The 13,420-nt window shown below is 52.9% G+C and carries 20 protein-coding genes and 2 pseudogenes; 10 read left to right on the forward strand and 12 right to left on the reverse strand.

The genetic code is table 11. The annotated features are described in order from the left end of the window. Positions 1 to 202: 202 nt before the first annotated feature. The 12 genes and pseudogenes from SK33_RS18695 to SK33_RS18745 all read right to left on the reverse strand — a co-directional run bounded on the left by SK33_RS18695 (position 203) and on the right by SK33_RS18745 (position 6,324). Complete coding sequence (locus SK33_RS18695; RefSeq protein ID WP_048219624.1) at positions 203 to 541, reverse strand: hypothetical protein; 339 nt, start codon at positions 539 to 541, stop codon at positions 203 to 205. Then, a complete protein-coding gene (locus tag SK33_RS18700) occupies positions 541 to 1,023 on the reverse strand; it encodes a hypothetical protein (protein WP_048219625.1) in 483 nt (160 codons plus the stop codon). Before SK33_RS18700 ends, SK33_RS18695 begins: the two co-directional genes overlap by 1 nt. Further along, positions 1,020 to 1,562: a hypothetical protein gene (locus SK33_RS18705; protein WP_197698872.1), complete on the reverse strand. Its 543-nt coding sequence runs from the start codon at positions 1,560 to 1,562 to the stop codon at positions 1,020 to 1,022. The genes SK33_RS18700 and SK33_RS18705 overlap by 4 nt, the downstream gene beginning before the upstream one ends. Beyond that, positions 1,559 to 1,726, reverse strand: coding sequence for a hypothetical protein (locus tag SK33_RS18710; protein WP_162771974.1), 168 nt, complete (start codon positions 1,724 to 1,726; stop codon positions 1,559 to 1,561). Before SK33_RS18710 ends, SK33_RS18705 begins: the two co-directional genes overlap by 4 nt. Beyond that, a complete protein-coding gene (locus SK33_RS18715) occupies positions 1,723 to 2,013 on the reverse strand; it encodes a DUF4406 domain-containing protein (protein ID WP_048219627.1) in 291 nt (96 codons plus the stop codon). The genes SK33_RS18710 and SK33_RS18715 overlap by 4 nt, the downstream gene beginning before the upstream one ends. Further along, positions 2,013 to 2,747: pseudogene (locus SK33_RS26485) on the reverse strand (DnaB-like helicase C-terminal domain-containing protein); the annotation flags it as partial. The gene SK33_RS18715 and the pseudogene SK33_RS26485, both read right to left, overlap by 1 nt. A gap of 1,422 nt (positions 2,748 to 4,169) precedes the next feature. Next, positions 4,170 to 4,439, reverse strand: a pseudogene (locus SK33_RS26795) (DnaB-like helicase N-terminal domain-containing protein); the annotation flags it as partial. Then, the gene (locus SK33_RS18725; protein WP_048219631.1) at positions 4,436 to 5,248 is read right to left on the reverse strand and encodes a replication protein; all 813 of its coding nucleotides are present in this window, start codon (positions 5,246 to 5,248) and stop codon (positions 4,436 to 4,438) included. The gene SK33_RS18725 and the pseudogene SK33_RS26795, both read right to left, overlap by 4 nt. After that, the gene (locus SK33_RS18730; RefSeq protein WP_021241755.1) at positions 5,235 to 5,399 is read right to left on the reverse strand and encodes a hypothetical protein; all 165 of its coding nucleotides are present in this window, start codon (positions 5,397 to 5,399) and stop codon (positions 5,235 to 5,237) included. Before SK33_RS18730 ends, SK33_RS18725 begins: the two co-directional genes overlap by 14 nt. A gap of 184 nt (positions 5,400 to 5,583) precedes the next feature. Continuing rightward, positions 5,584 to 5,733: a hypothetical protein gene (locus SK33_RS18735; RefSeq protein ID WP_172417777.1), complete on the reverse strand. Its 150-nt coding sequence runs from the start codon at positions 5,731 to 5,733 to the stop codon at positions 5,584 to 5,586. A gap of 3 nt (positions 5,734 to 5,736) precedes the next feature. Next, complete coding sequence (locus tag SK33_RS18740; protein ID WP_000426372.1) at positions 5,737 to 6,057, reverse strand: CII family transcriptional regulator; 321 nt, start codon at positions 6,055 to 6,057, stop codon at positions 5,737 to 5,739. A 51-nt stretch (positions 6,058 to 6,108) separates the two neighbouring features. Continuing rightward, positions 6,109 to 6,324 carry a helix-turn-helix domain-containing protein gene (locus SK33_RS18745; RefSeq protein ID WP_048219634.1) on the reverse strand — a complete coding sequence of 72 codons (216 nt, stop codon included), beginning with the start codon at positions 6,322 to 6,324 and terminating at the stop codon, positions 6,109 to 6,111. A 98-nt stretch (positions 6,325 to 6,422) separates the two neighbouring features. Between SK33_RS18745 and SK33_RS18750 the strand changes: the two genes are divergently transcribed. The 10 genes from SK33_RS18750 (at position 6,423) to SK33_RS18795 (ending at position 13,420) form a co-directional block, all read left to right on the forward strand. Continuing rightward, a complete protein-coding gene (locus SK33_RS18750) occupies positions 6,423 to 7,055 on the forward strand; it encodes a LexA family protein (RefSeq protein WP_048219636.1) in 633 nt (210 codons plus the stop codon). Positions 7,056 to 7,280: 225 nt separating this feature from the next. Beyond that, the gene (locus tag SK33_RS18755) at positions 7,281 to 7,481 is read left to right on the forward strand and encodes a hypothetical protein (protein WP_048219638.1); all 201 of its coding nucleotides are present in this window, start codon (positions 7,281 to 7,283) and stop codon (positions 7,479 to 7,481) included. Continuing rightward, positions 7,481 to 7,678 (forward strand): DUF1482 family protein, encoded by a 198-nt coding sequence (locus SK33_RS18760; RefSeq protein ID WP_048219640.1) that lies wholly within the window; start codon positions 7,481 to 7,483, stop codon positions 7,676 to 7,678. Before SK33_RS18755 ends, SK33_RS18760 begins: the two co-directional genes overlap by 1 nt. Positions 7,679 to 7,688: 10 nt before the next feature. Continuing rightward, positions 7,689 to 7,961 carry a hypothetical protein gene (locus tag SK33_RS18765; protein WP_021241758.1) on the forward strand — a complete coding sequence of 91 codons (273 nt, stop codon included), beginning with the start codon at positions 7,689 to 7,691 and terminating at the stop codon, positions 7,959 to 7,961. 82 nt (positions 7,962 to 8,043) lie between these two features. Next, on the forward strand, positions 8,044 to 8,439 hold the full coding sequence (locus SK33_RS18770; RefSeq protein ID WP_048219642.1) for a hypothetical protein: 396 nt from the start codon (positions 8,044 to 8,046) through the stop codon (positions 8,437 to 8,439). 201 nt (positions 8,440 to 8,640) lie between these two features. After that, entirely contained in the window at positions 8,641 to 9,312 is a 672-nt protein-coding gene (gene exoX, locus SK33_RS18775; protein WP_048219644.1) for an exodeoxyribonuclease X, read from the forward strand. Then, positions 9,312 to 9,980, forward strand: a complete 669-nt coding sequence (locus SK33_RS18780) for an AAA family ATPase (protein ID WP_176690975.1) — start codon at positions 9,312 to 9,314, stop codon at positions 9,978 to 9,980. Before exoX ends, SK33_RS18780 begins: the two co-directional genes overlap by 1 nt. Positions 9,981 to 9,996: 16 nt before the next feature. Continuing rightward, on the forward strand, positions 9,997 to 10,683 hold the full coding sequence (locus SK33_RS18785) for a hypothetical protein (RefSeq protein WP_048219646.1): 687 nt from the start codon (positions 9,997 to 9,999) through the stop codon (positions 10,681 to 10,683). 11 nt (positions 10,684 to 10,694) lie between these two features. Next, positions 10,695 to 10,853 carry a DUF1317 family protein gene (locus SK33_RS18790; protein ID WP_038155432.1) on the forward strand — a complete coding sequence of 53 codons (159 nt, stop codon included), beginning with the start codon at positions 10,695 to 10,697 and terminating at the stop codon, positions 10,851 to 10,853. Next, positions 10,850 to 13,420, forward strand: coding sequence for a Dam family site-specific DNA-(adenine-N6)-methyltransferase (locus SK33_RS18795; RefSeq protein WP_048219648.1), 2,571 nt, complete (start codon positions 10,850 to 10,852; stop codon positions 13,418 to 13,420). Before SK33_RS18790 ends, SK33_RS18795 begins: the two co-directional genes overlap by 4 nt.

Below are 13,420 nucleotides of genomic sequence, written 5' to 3' on the forward strand. Positions count from 1 at the left end.
ACAAATCGCTGACGTCGGATAACGTCAGGCGAAAGTGTTTTTGCTGGTGGTGCAGCGCCATGGTGTTCTCCGTGGCGCAGATGGTCGTCAGTTTCTCAGGCTGACAGGGATATTATGGCTGGGCATGCAGGCAAAAGCAATTTGGCAGCAAAGAAAAAAGCCTCCGAAGAGGCTTGTATGTTATTGATTATATTGTGACATGTCACGATACTAATTTGGTTTCATGCCAGCCACGCGTAACCCAGCATTGCGAATCACCGTCGCAAGGACACGACTCAACCGGCAGCGCATCGCCACATTTCCCGCAGCGGTTCGCGCTGATTGACTTGATGCGACCACGAACGCGGGCATCGTCCTGGCGGATCAGCATCGCAACGTATTCGCTCATTTCATACGGCGTTCGCCCCGGGCGGCGGGCGGCACAATTGCGCTCCAGCATCTCCAGTTCCTGCGTATCAAGTATGAGCTCAAATTTACGCCCACCAGCAGCAGCTTGCCGGGCACGCTGGGCGGCTTTACGTTCGGCGGCGGATTTAGCCATCAGTATTCGCCCCAGCTATATTCTGACGCAATCGGCCCCGGCTGGTTGGCAGCGAGGAATCTGTCGCTTTCTGGCAGTTTCTCGACCTTACAGCGATATCCCTCGGAAATGATCCCGGCCTCGCGAAGACCAGCAAGACACAGGCGCGCCGTTTCTTCTGCGAGCTGAATCTTGCTAATCTGGTGGGTTTTGCGCCGAACAAATGCCTGCAACGCTTCTTCTTTGGTGTAATGGTAACTGGAGCGATCAGCGCCTTTTAAGCAGCGTTTAACATGGTGTTTCTGGTTCGCTGGCTGCCCACCGGTCCGGAATTTAATAAGCTGCTCATTGGTCATGTACGGCATATCTTCGACGTGCCAGAAAGTCTTCTCTGTCTCGCGGATGATTACGCGCTTCCACAAAGTGACGATCGGGCGGCCTTCGCTGTCGTTCCCGTCATAGTAGCGATAGCAGTATTTTTTACCTTCGGTGATTCTGTTCATGCCGCACGCTCCATTTCATTCAGACCATCGCGAACTGCGTTAACGATACGTTCGAGGTATTGATATTCGTGATTTGGAACAGTAGGCCAACCTGCATAACTCGGATCATCGCCGAATAGACTGAGCAAATTCCCTCCAAGCTGGAAATCGCAGCAGTTTGCTTTCACATCGTCAGCATTTTCGGCCTCATCCCACATAACCCGGGCTTCGTCGTAGCTAATCTCCAATTGGCGGCGAAGTTTGATGATTTCTGACTTCACAAAAATAAGGTTCGCATAGTTGTCATCATCAACCGTGCTGCGGAGTTGAGGGGAAAGACACCCAATCAGATAGTCATTGCTAACGCGCTTAATGAAGTCCTGAACTGTGTCGCCGCCCATTGAGCCCCAACCAGCATTCCACGATTTCCCGAAGCAGGTGATGGTGATTAACCCTCTTCCTGGCTCGATGTTTTCAATCATCACGCGAACTGGGTCAAGGCGATCGGCTCCAGTAACGATGAAAGATAAGACGTTAATTTTTTCGACCTTGATGCTCATTGTGCAGCTCCCTGACGAAGTTTTGTGGCTAATATGTCGGCACGAACACGCTGCACATCCAGCTGCGTCGCCAGTTCGCGCACCAGCGCGGCAGATTCAGCGCAATGCAGCTCTTTCGCCAGCGCATGACCGGCAGCTACGAGTTCTTTGGTTTTGTTGGTCATACCGCGTTCTCCTGATGAATGATTTCCAGATCCAGCTTTTTAGCCAGAGCGTGTTCCGCTTTTGCGCCTGCGGAGTTCTGCCAGCCGGACAGCAGGAAAATGCCGTCAGCGCAGCGGAGCATCGCGAGACAAATATCCATGTACTCTGGCTGGCTCAGGCCATCGGGAAGCGTCGCGGGGTTTAACACCACATGGCCTTCCGAAGCCAGGCGCATAGCCTCAAAATGGAACGCAGGACGGTTATATTTCGGAATGCCGGTCATTGGCCCAGCAATGTAAATTTTCATCAAAATTCCCTCTTTTTGTTGGGTCTGGCATCATTCGCGCGGCGCTTCTGCTCAGCAGCAGCCTGGTCGCAGTCGTAGATCGCCCCGTTGCGCTGGTCACAATAAACAACGCCAGTCGGGCCGTGGCGGTTCAGGCGCAACAGCAATTCGGTAGCCGCCTGATCTGCGTTTTCGTCGTATGCGCCTTCGCGGTAAATGCCGATCCAGTAATCGCAATCCTGCTCAATCTGACCGGTGTCGCGGGAGTCACTCGGCATCGGGCGTTTGTTGGTGCGCTTCTCCAGATCGCGGTTCAGCTGGGTAAGCAGCACCACGATGCAGTTCAGTTCCTTCGCCAGGTTCTTCAGCCCCTTCGTGATAATCCCGTAGGCCAGATCGTTACGGTCAGCCTTGTCTGCGGTCATCAGGGTCAGATAGTCCACCAGCACCATGCCGACAGCGCCGCGTTCGCGTTTGATGCGACGTGACTCTGCGACGATATGCGCCAGCGTGATCCCGGGCGTGTCGTCGACGTACAGGTTTCCGTTCTGGGCCAGCCGTCCAGCGGCAGCAAAGGCCATTGCGACTTTTGTGTCGTCGTACCGATCGCCATAAAACACATCGGTATTTACGCGGCTCACCTGCCCCACCATGCGCTCCACAATCTGCTTATCCGGCATTTCGAGGCTGAACATCAGCGCGGGGAGCTGCTCAACTTCGGCACAGTTGACGGCCAGCTGGCTATACAGCGTGGTGTTGTGGGTTAGAATGTATCCGTCAGTTGCATACAAATGTCTCTCGTGGGATACCATGATGCAAATGCACTCTTCACGTCCAATATACTCAACCGACGTGATAACAGGCGCACTTGTTTTGATGCGTTTTGCAGTGAATTTTTGCTTCAGGCGTGGAGATTTTATGTGTGATAGAACCTCATCAGGCAACCTGATTGCGCAAATATGGGCATCCATACCTTTGCGCATTTCTCCCTTATAACTGAATTTCGGCTCCTGTTTGGTTGTCATACGACACACGCCACCAAGAGAATGCACCAGCCGCTTTACACCATCTGACAGGAACTTGCTTGCCGAGCTAAAGCGCAGGGCATTATTTCCTTCAACCCAACCATCGGTTTCAAGTAATCCGCATAGAACATCAATACGAGTTTGCTTATCAGCAGAAAAAATAATATCCGGGATAATTTTAATCTCTGACATCCGGCCGTAGATACCAAGCCGTTGCATGACCCGCGTAAGAGATAATTTGCGGCTAAACTTGTGAGATAGGGAGTAATCGCAGCCAGAAACATGCCTGACTTCAATATCGTCACCCACTTCAGATCTTACTCGCTCAATGATGTATGGTTCCGTCATGCTGATTCGTGGCGTACCTGCAAGATTTCCATCGCCAAGTAACGCACCTAACAGCCATGGGCTAATCCCTAAATCAACAGGCAATCCGAAGTCACCGCTAATACCAGGAACATGAATGCGGCTTTGATAGCGAACGCATTCCATCATGTCCCGTAGGCGGCTGGTGTCTACAACATCAACGCCACCGGTAATACGGTTACTATGAATTTCCCACAAATGATCATCCGCGCAATCAACGGTTCTTCCGTCAGAGAACGTAACTCGGTAAATATCTCGCTCCCCTTGAGGAAAAACTCCAGACACGAATGATGGTTGTCCATCCACTGATGCTAGGGGATCTCCAACACATACGTCACGAAATGTTGTCCATGAACCATCAGCAAGCAAAATGCGTGAATTAAGCGGTTGCGCTTTCCCCATCTTCGGACGTGCGCCGATCACCATCAGAGCACCTTTAACCAGTCCTTTCGGTTGCAGCAGGTCATCCAGCGAGCCGATCCCCGTCGAAAGCCCTCGCGTTGCGTCTGAGTCGCTCCAGCGCGCTTCCACCTCGTCCACCCAGTCTCCCATCACTTCCGAAAATTCGCGGAGCCCTCGTCGGTTACCGGTTTTCGCGTAGTCAGCGATATCGGTGAACAGAGTCTGAATAGCGTCAAACTTCTGGCTGGTGGTCATCCCGTTGCGGGAATACAGCAGTTCGGTGGCGCTGGTCAGCTTGTCGATGCCGTAGCGCTCCATGGCTTTCTCACGCACCAGCATCGCGTAGTGAACGATGTTCGCCGCGCTGGGGGTGTTTTTGGATATTTCGGCCATGTAGGCAAAGCCGCCAGCCTGTTCGCCAAGACCTTTGGACTCCAGCGACTCAATCAGGGTGATCAGGTCGATAGGCTTCTGGTTGGCTACCAGCTCCCGCATCTCGGCGAAAATCACCTGGTGGGGGCGGATGTAGAACGATTCAGGCTTGAGCATCGACATGGCGGTCTGGCAGCGGTCGCTACCGCTATCCAGCATCATGCCGCCAAGCACGCTTTGTTCCGCTTCGATGTTCTGCGGGATCATGTTCATTTCGGTCATAGCGCCTTCTCCCTGGTTTTCAGCAGGGTGTCAGAGCGCAGCAGATAATCGAAACTGGCGCGCCAGCCTCTGTCGTTCTCACCGAAGTAAAACTTTGGTGCTCGCTCAGAGAACGCGGCGAAGTAATTCTCCACAGCCTCGACGGTTGGCTCTTTCAGTTCGGTCAGCAGGCGTTTGATAGCACGGCGACGTTTGTCGTTTAGTGCCTCTGCCTGGGGAAGGCGGTCTCCCAGGGTGGTGTTGTATGCAGACAGCACTGCCTGGTAGTCGATCGGGGTTTTCTTTGAGACAGGTTTTTCCTCCAGCCCGACACACTCCCCCTTGGGGGATTCAGGGGGATCTTTTCTTTCTTTCTTTTGAATAGTTTCTTTTGTGTTTAGCTGAGTTGGCTTATCTGCATTAGCTGATTCAGCTAATGTTTTATTAGCCGATTTGGCTAATGATTTGCCATGTTGGCTAATAGTGAAATCCCAGTCAGAAATGACCTTATTGATTCCTATCGACAGACCATTGGTCAGGATGATATTCATGGCAATCATCTCATTTTTGGCAGTGCAAACGTGCGTATGATGAATGCCGGTCATTGCAGAAATCTGCGTATTGGTAACGCGGTCAAATTTCTTACCGAACCCGTATGTTTTGCGGATAACCGCCATAACGACCTTAAGCTGGCGAGCCGTTAAATCAGCAGCCATAACTGCTTCCAGCAGCTCGTTAGCGATGCGGGTATACCCATCATCAAGATCTGCCACCTGACTCTCCACGACCGACAGATGCGGCCTGTAGTCTGCTAACTTAACGACGCCCATTTTTCACTCCTGACGTAGCGAGAGCCAGACGGATCACGCCCACCAGACGTTCGGCGAACGCCCTGTTTTTTGACGCGGCAACCACCAGCCCATCAGGGGAATCCTGAAGGCGTCGTTCCTCATTTTCCTGGTACTTTTTGCGCTTAGGCATTAGAATTGACCTCGCAATTTACTCACGTTTGTTGCACCTGAGAGCCGCTTGTGTTGACGCACAGCGGCTTTCGCCTTTTCAGAACAGGCCCGGCTGGGCGTTCCGTTTAACTTTTCGCTTCTCAAAGCGGTCAGCAGGTAACTGTTGCTTCTCCGCCCACAGCTTTGCGTGCCGTAAAACATCATCAAAAATCTTCCCCTTTCGGCTTGCCTGGCTCATGCGCCTGTACATGTCGATAGCCTGGAATGCCCCCCCCCTGAGCCACTCCCAGAGAGAAACCGAGCTTCAGCAGTTCTTCACGCACATGCTTTTCGATGAATTCGATATGGTTCATGGCTTAATCCCAACCTAACGGCCCCGGCCTGGCTCGTTCGGCTTTCAGCCCGATATCAGCGAGCGTTTCCACTGACGCCAGATATTCACGCGATACCAGCACCGCTTCCGGTGGCGCGGCTTGAATGCCTAGGAAGGCCAGCTCTTTCGCCATGGTGCTGAAATGCCCCTCAGCTTTGCGCCTGCTGGCCGTCGACTCGCTGATGCCCATATGCTCGGCGTAAGACTTCTGGCCCACTGATGCAAGCCGGTTGAGCAGGACGCTTTCTATCTCAACCGGATTGATAACTGGCGGGTCTAACTTTCGTGCGATTGCGTTCTCCATTGTTAATAATCCTCTGGGTGTTGTTTGAAACACCGCGTTATCGCGGCGTAATTATTGAGAATGGTTAGGTTTTTCACCATACAGCAACCATTTTGGGTCGCAGTGCAGAGCACTGGCTAACTCAAACAAAAAACGAGGGCGCTTGGTTGTTCCAGCCTCAATAGCTTGAAGTGATTGCTGCTTCATTCCGGCTCTCTCGGCGAGCTGGGCTTGAGAAAGATTCAACTCCTCTCGCTTTTGCTTGATGCGCTGCGAAATTGTTTCCATATTACCTCCACAGTTTTATCTGTATTCTGTGACAGTTATTTCTGTTTGTCAATTACAGTTTTAACTGTGATTATCAGGGCATACAGAGAGAGGGATTTATGAGCCTTGCAGATCGCGTAAAACAAAAAAGAGTAGAGCTGGGATTGACCCAGACAGAAGCGGCAGAAATAGCAGGTATTAGACAGCAGTCCTGGCAGAGCATAGAGGATGGAAAAACCCTTAAACCTCGAAATATTGTTGGTATAGCAAAAGCATTAAAATGCGATGCCAGCTGGCTTATGAATGGCGGTGCGTTTATGCCTATGGCTGAAGTTAGTTCCAGGAGGGTTCCTTTGATCAGCTATGTTCAAGCCGGTGCGCTTGCAGAGAAGAGTCCTATTGAGGCGTTTGATGGAAATCTCGAATACATTCTGACAGACCTTGATGTTTCTGACTTTACATTTGCGCTTCGCATTGAAGGAGATTCCATGGAACCAGATTTCAAAGCTGGCGATGTGATCATTGTTGACCCAGAATTAGAACCTACTCCAGGCGAGTTTGTTGTTGCTAAAAATGGCGGACAACAAGCAACTTTCAAAAAGTATCGGCCAACCTACACAGACATTATGGGTTGTCAGCATTTCGAACTTGTTCCCCTGAACGATGATTACCCAGTGATTAATAGTGACCATCAGCCTCTCACTATCATCGGTGTAATGATCGAACACCGTATCTACCGCAGAAAACGTTAACCCTTCATTCCCAACCTAAACCGACTATTAAGTCGGTTTTTTTTCGCATCTATAAAATTAAATCAACAGAAATTACAGTCACATATGTAAAACACACCAATTAATACAGTTTTGTCTGTTGACGAAAATACAGTTTTATCTGTACATTTACCTCATCCAAACAATGCACATAAATGCGCAGATGGTCCAAAACTCCGCTGGCCGGCGATAAGGCACGAGGATGAGATGAAAACTAACCACGCAGTACCACACAACGGTCGTGCAGTAGTCATGCGCAACAGTCGCACCGGCGCAGCATGGCAGGTTTCCTACGACCACCGCGACGGCACCTACTGGCACGAGCCGCAGGGCAATCTGCGCCACATTCGCCGCCCTTATGCCTCACGCACCATCGAACCAAATCTTGTGCCTGCGGGGACTCACTGATGGGAGCCCTGTACGCATTAGTGCTGACCATCACCATGACGAACGGTGATTACCAGGACGCTGTTGTCGGTATTTTCGACAACCAGCAGCAATGTGAAGCAGCAGTGAGTGAGCAAATGGGCGTCACTAACTGCTATCCAGTCGAAGGCATCATTCACGCTGACGAAACGCCAGCGGGTTATGACGCGAAATTTTGAGGGATAAGGGATGTGCAACTGCATTAATGAGGTCGGTGCTCAGATCGAAGCGCGACTGAAAGAGAAGGTTCCGGAAGGTGCTGAAGTAAGCGAAAGCACTTTTGATACCGGTTGGGATAATCAGGTTCTTTCTCTTTCCGAAGGCAAACTGTTTGTGATGCTGAAATACAAACTGGCGTACCGGGCCAAAAAGAAAAACGGCGAAATGGCTAAAAACCTGAACCGCCTGGAAACCAACGTAAAAATGAGTTTCTGCCCGTTCTGCGGCGAATCGCAGGGCTGACACCACCAGCATAACCGAATTTAACCGAATGGTCGGCTATTAAAGCGACAGGATTGTTACACCCAAAATTTAAGGATCAGCAATGTTCGACTTAATTAAGTACCTCGTTAAAAACGATATTCAGCACACTGTTTCCGATAACGGGAATATTACCGTCACCCACAATCTAGATCTGGAAGATGTTAGCGGCGTCGACGCCTTGCCGGACAATCTGACCGTGGGCGGCTCGCTCTACCTGCGCCCGGAGAAGATCACGAACGTTTCTTATCGTGAGAACTGCGGTTACTCCAGACGCACCATCTTCGCTGTGTGGACCGGCAAAGAGTTTCGGATCGCTGCGGGTTGTTTCTTCGGTTCCATTGACCAGTTCGAACAGGCTGTAGACGACAAATATAGCGGCAGTGCAGCCGAAGCATACAAAAAGGCCGGGCGTGATTGTGTGGCTGAACTAACTGAAAAGCTCAACCCGAAAGACTGACCTGATCCCGGCAGCCTCCACGGTGCCGGGTTTCCAGAACAGGAGAAGAAGCAATGCGGACCGAAAACCAACAGCAGGCAATGAACCTTATCGCGCTTCTGTGCCTGATGTACCACTTATCGCCAGCTGACCTTGAGGCCATCGCCCACCAGCTCGCTCACTTCGATGCAGTTTGTGATTACAGAACACAGGGGATTAACAATGCTGCGTGTCATTGATACCGAAACGACAGGGCTGGAAGGCGGCCCGGAAACCGTGGTGGAAATTGCCAGCGTCGATATCGTCGACGGGGTGATCTGCAACCCAATGAGTGACCTTGTAAAGCCTGGCGTGCCGATCGGTTTTGAGGCCATGGCAATTCACCATATCACCGAAGACATGGTGGAAGGCGCGCCGCTGCTCAGTGAAGTAATTGGCCGCTATCTGGGGGCTGATGCCTACGTCGCCCACAACGCGAAGTTCGACAAATCCAAACTGCCGCAAATTGATGCGCCGTGGATCTGCACCGCCAAGCTGGCGCGTTCGCTCCTGCCGGAGCACAAGAGCCACAGCAACCAGTACCTGCGTTACAGCCTCGGGCTGAAACCGGAAGTACCTGAAGGGCTTTACGCTCACCGCGCGCTGTATGACTGCTACGTCACCGCCGAATTGTTGCTCTACATGGGTCGCCTGGCGAAATGGACGATGGGCGAAATGCGCGCTATCTCCAACAACCCTTCCCTGCTTAATGCGCTCCGCTTCGGTAAGCACAAAGGCGTCGCGTTCTCCGAGCTGGCAAAGACAGAACCGGGTTACCTGCGCTGGCTCGTCGCCAACAGTGATGATGAAGATGTGCTGTTTACGGCCAACTACTGGCTGAACGGGGGTAAATGATGGGTACTCCAGTGCTGATCCTCGGTGACTCTGGCGCGGGCAAGTCCTATAGCCTGCGCAACTTCAATCCGGACGATGTGATGCTGCTCCAGTGCATCCCCAAGATGCTGCCATTCAAGTCTGCGGGCTGGAAACTTCACGGCAAGCTGCTGCCAGACGGAAGCAAACAGCGCGGTAACGTTATTCGCTCTGACGAATGGGAAATAGTACTGGATACCATCAACCGCATGGTGCTTTCAAAGACCCGCCGCGTTCTGATTATCGACGATTTCCAGGTGGTCATGCAGCACGAAAACATGAACCGCGCGTACCAGACCGGCTATGCCAAGTTCACCGAAATGGCAGATCACATCTGGCGAATCATCATGGCGGCCACCGAGCTTCCGGACGACTTCCGCGTTTATTTTCTGGCTCACACCGAAGAGACCGAGGGGAAGATCCGCATGAAAACCACCGGGAAGATGCTCAACGAAAAGCTGACGCCGGAGGGCTATTTCTCCATCGTGCTGCGCGCCATCAAGAAGGACGGCAAACACGTTTTTCTTATCAAAGGCGATGACAACGACACCGCCAAAGCGCCGCCTGACCTGTTTCCTGACCAGACGGAAATGGATAACGACCTCCACGCCGTAGACGTGGCTATCACCGAATTTATGACCGAATTGTAACTTTGAGGATTTAACGATGAACCAACCAATGACTTTTATGTGGAACAACGAAACGGCTGAGATGGCGAAGAAAGCTGGCGCAACAGGCGGGATTAGCGAAACCGGCGCTTACGAGGGCGAAATCGTTTCTGCGGTGTACACATTCGGGAAAGATGGCAGCCAGTCCCAGGCGCTCGAACTGAGCCTAGATTCGAACGGGCTTAAGGCGAATTTCCTGCGCATTAACTTCCTCGGCAAAGACGGCCAGCAGACTTTCGGCATGGGGCTGGTATCAGCTCTGATGTGGGTCGCCCAGGTCAAACAGGCGCAACCGCAGCAGGTACAGGGTCAAAACGGCCTCGAATGGCACTGCCCGGCGCTGGTTGGCAAAAAGGTGGGCCTGTTCCTCCAGAAGGTGCTGTACACCAAAAACGACGGCGGTGACGGCTACAAGTTCGAAGTGCGCCACGTTTTCCAGCCGGGAACACGTAAGACCTACGCCGAGCACGCTGAGAATGCCCCAGCAGAAGCGATCGCCGCGCTTGAACTGTCGATGAAGGATAAGGACGAACGTATGCACGGCGGCGCGCAGTTCTCTGGTCCGCGCAATGCCCAACATGGAGGCAACCCTTATGCAAATCAGACTGGTGGCGCACCACAATCGCGTTTGCAGCAGAGCAGCGGTCAGCAAGTTCCTGAATTTGATGATGACATTCCCTTTTGACGGTGTGTGACATGACACACGCACAGGACGAAATCAGGGTTGGCGCGGTGCGCCTGCCCTGGCTCAAAGAGAAAAACGGATGGTTGCTGCCGTGGGGTGAAGTCGTTACCAACCCACTGAAGGCGCAACGACTGGCCGAAGAACTTAACGAAAAGCAGGTGGCAGCATGAGATACGGATCTGTTTGCAGTGGGATTGAAGCCGCCAGCGTCGCATGGGAGTCGCAGGGATGGCAACCAGCATGGTTTGCTGAGATTGAAGCGTTTCCGTCTGCTGTCCTGGCTCATCACTGGCCGCAGGTGGCGAACCTCGGCGACATGACAAAAATCGCCGCTGCGGTGCGCGCTGGTGATGTTGCGGCACCAGATGTGCTGGTGGGCGGCACGCCGTGTCAGGCTTTCAGTATTGCTGGCCTGCGCAATGGTCTGGACGACGAGCGCGGACAGTTAACCCTTTCTTACGTGGAATTAGCGAATGCAATCGACGACAAACGCCGCGAGCGCGGAGAAGATGAAGCGATCATCGTCTGGGAAAACGTCCCGGGCGTCCTCAGCAGCAAAGACAACGCCTTTGGTTGCTTTTTGGCAGGACTTGCCGGAGAAAGCAGCGAGTTGCAGCCAGCAGGGGGAAAATGGACGCACGCAGGTTGTGTGTCTGGACCACAAAGGATTATCGCCTGGCGCGTCCTTGATGCTCAATTTTTCGGAGTGGCCCAACGCCGCCGCCGTGTGTTCGTTGTCGCAAGTTCTAGAAAAGACTTCGATCCCACAGCGGTACTTTTTGAGCTCAACAGCGTGCGCCGGGATACTCCGCCGCGCCGAGAAACGCAACCGGAAATTGCCAGCTATGCTGGAAAACGCTCTGATGGCGGTAGTCACTGGGACAACCCAGCAAATCCACACCCAACCCTGAACCAGTCCAACAATATTGGTGGTATTGGCGCCAGCAATCAGGAAATTTTCAGCCAGCGCGGATCTGGACTTGTATCAGACGCTTATTCCGATATTTCCCGCACATTGTTGGCGAAAGAAAACGACAGCACCGCAGAAGATTTGGACACCTACGTTTTGGCGTATGGCGGAGGCAATACTGGCGGAAGTATCGACGTAGCAACCGCATGCACCGCCCACGGTGTGAGAATGGACTTTGACACAGAGACCTTCGCTGTCCATGGCACGCAAGATCCTGACACTAATCACGAGTTGGCTCATACGTTGGGACGTAATCATGGTCAGGAAAACGCCGTGTGTTATGGGTTTAAACCCGGTCAGGGCAGTAAAGCCGGTGGCATTGGTTGGGCTGAAGAACAAGCCCCTACGCTGACTTCAGCACAATCAGGCACCAATCTGGCCCCAGCCATTGCTTTCGCGGAGAACAGTCGTGGTGAGATTCGTTTGCAGGGCGGCGACGGGCAAATAGTCGGCCCTCTATCCACTGGCGGAGGTAAACCAGGACAAGGCTTCCCGGCAATAGCTTTCAGCTACAAAGACCATGGCGCTGATGCGACCGTGGATATGTCACCAACGCTGAGAGCCGGTAATCACGATACCAGCCATGCAAACAGCGGTCAGCCGCCCGCTATTTGCATCCAGCACGCGTCTATTGGTCGCCACGATGCTGCTGGCCCTCAAGGTAAAGGCTATCAGGAAGACGTGGCCTTTACGCAGGATTCGCGTGCATCTGCTGACGTCGTTCAGTTTGGCATGCAGGTTCGCCGCCTAACGCCCGTTGAATGCGAGCGACTCCAGGGTTTTCCCGATAACCACACTCTGATTTCGTGGCGCGGAAAAGCTGTGGCTGATTGCCCGGACGGGCCACGCTATAAAGCGATCGGCAACAGCATGGCCGTCCCGGTAATGCGCTGGATTGGTGAACGTATCGCGGCAGCACTGCCCATAGCAGAACCTACGCCGCGCAGCTGGCAGCGACCGTTCCTAAAATGGGCTGGCGGTAAATATTCGCTGCTGCCGGAACTGGATCGCCTGATCCCCGCTGGTAAGCGCCTCATTGAGCCTTTTGTGGGTGGCGGCTCGGTGTTCCTAAACTCGGACAAGCACGAACGCTTCCTTCTGGCTGACGTCAACGCTGACCTGATTAACCTGTATCAGATGCTGGCTGTGGTCCCCGATTCGGTGATCTATGAGGCAATGAAGGCATTCAGACATCTGAATGATGCCGACAACTACACGGAAATTCGTGAAGCATTCAACGCGCAGCGGCTGGATGCGGTCGAGCGTGCAGCAGCATTCCTTTACCTCAACCGGCACTGCTTCAACGGCCTGATCCGTTATAACCTGGACGGTTTTTTTAACGTCGGCTTTGGGAAATATAAAGCGCCATATTTCCCGGAAGAAGAGATCAAGGCATTTAAGCGGAAGGCTCACGCATGCGTATTCATGAATGCAGGCTTCGGGCGTACGCTCGCGCTGGCAGGTGATGGGGACGTCGTTTACTGCGATCCGCCTTATGAACCGCTGCCCGGCACCGCTGGTTTCACTAACTACGCGGCTGGTGGGTTCTCATGGGATAGCCAGGTAGAGCTTGCGGAAAGCTGTGTGGCAGCCCACCAGCGGGGGGCAAAAGTGGTAATCAGCAATTCTACCGCACCGCGAGTAATTGAACTTTACGAACAGCACGGCTTCACGCTGCACCGCGTCAGTGCTCGCCGGGCTATATCCAGCAAAGGCAGCACTCGCGAAACAGCGAGTGATGTAGTAGCGACTTTGGGAGTGAAGTGA

It is taken from the genome of Citrobacter sp. MGH103, assembly GCF_001034475.2.
Taxonomy (GTDB): domain Bacteria; phylum Pseudomonadota; class Gammaproteobacteria; order Enterobacterales; family Enterobacteriaceae; genus Citrobacter; species Citrobacter freundii.

Bases quoted from the DNA above. Each gene is read 5' to 3' on its own strand.
- SK33_RS18710 (WP_162771974.1), bottom strand. From the start codon at position 1,726: ATGACCAACAAAACCAAAGAACTCGTAGCTGCCGGTCATGCGCTGGCG.
- SK33_RS18750 (WP_048219636.1), top strand. From the start codon at position 6,423: ATGAGCCTTGCAGATCGCGTAAAACAAAAAAGAGTAGAGCTGGGATTG.
- SK33_RS18695 (WP_048219624.1), bottom strand. From the start codon at position 541: ATGGCTAAATCCGCCGCCGAACGTAAAGCCGCCCAGCGTGCCCGGCAA.
- SK33_RS18760 (WP_048219640.1), top strand. From the start codon at position 7,481: ATGGGAGCCCTGTACGCATTAGTGCTGACCATCACCATGACGAACGGT.
- SK33_RS18725 (WP_048219631.1), bottom strand. From the start codon at position 5,248: ATGGGCGTCGTTAAGTTAGCAGACTACAGGCCGCATCTGTCGGTCGTG.
- SK33_RS18735 (WP_172417777.1), bottom strand. From the start codon at position 5,733: ATGAACCATATCGAATTCATCGAAAAGCATGTGCGTGAAGAACTGCTG.
- SK33_RS18780 (WP_176690975.1), top strand. From the start codon at position 9,312: ATGGGTACTCCAGTGCTGATCCTCGGTGACTCTGGCGCGGGCAAGTCC.
- SK33_RS18795 (WP_048219648.1), top strand. From the start codon at position 10,850: ATGAGATACGGATCTGTTTGCAGTGGGATTGAAGCCGCCAGCGTCGCA.
- SK33_RS18770 (WP_048219642.1), top strand. From the start codon at position 8,044: ATGTTCGACTTAATTAAGTACCTCGTTAAAAACGATATTCAGCACACT.
- SK33_RS18790 (WP_038155432.1), top strand. From the start codon at position 10,695: ATGACACACGCACAGGACGAAATCAGGGTTGGCGCGGTGCGCCTGCCC.
- SK33_RS18730 (WP_021241755.1), bottom strand. From the start codon at position 5,399: ATGCCTAAGCGCAAAAAGTACCAGGAAAATGAGGAACGACGCCTTCAG.
- SK33_RS18765 (WP_021241758.1), top strand. From the start codon at position 7,689: ATGTGCAACTGCATTAATGAGGTCGGTGCTCAGATCGAAGCGCGACTG.
- SK33_RS18755 (WP_048219638.1), top strand. From the start codon at position 7,281: ATGAAAACTAACCACGCAGTACCACACAACGGTCGTGCAGTAGTCATG.
- SK33_RS18705 (WP_197698872.1), bottom strand. From the start codon at position 1,562: ATGAGCATCAAGGTCGAAAAAATTAACGTCTTATCTTTCATCGTTACT.
- SK33_RS18740 (WP_000426372.1), bottom strand. From the start codon at position 6,057: ATGGAGAACGCAATCGCACGAAAGTTAGACCCGCCAGTTATCAATCCG.
- SK33_RS18700 (WP_048219625.1), bottom strand. From the start codon at position 1,023: ATGAACAGAATCACCGAAGGTAAAAAATACTGCTATCGCTACTATGAC.
- SK33_RS18745 (WP_048219634.1), bottom strand. From the start codon at position 6,324: ATGGAAACAATTTCGCAGCGCATCAAGCAAAAGCGAGAGGAGTTGAAT.
- SK33_RS18715 (WP_048219627.1), bottom strand. From the start codon at position 2,013: ATGAAAATTTACATTGCTGGGCCAATGACCGGCATTCCGAAATATAAC.
- SK33_RS18785 (WP_048219646.1), top strand. From the start codon at position 9,997: ATGAACCAACCAATGACTTTTATGTGGAACAACGAAACGGCTGAGATG.
- exoX (WP_048219644.1), top strand. From the start codon at position 8,641: ATGCTGCGTGTCATTGATACCGAAACGACAGGGCTGGAAGGCGGCCCG.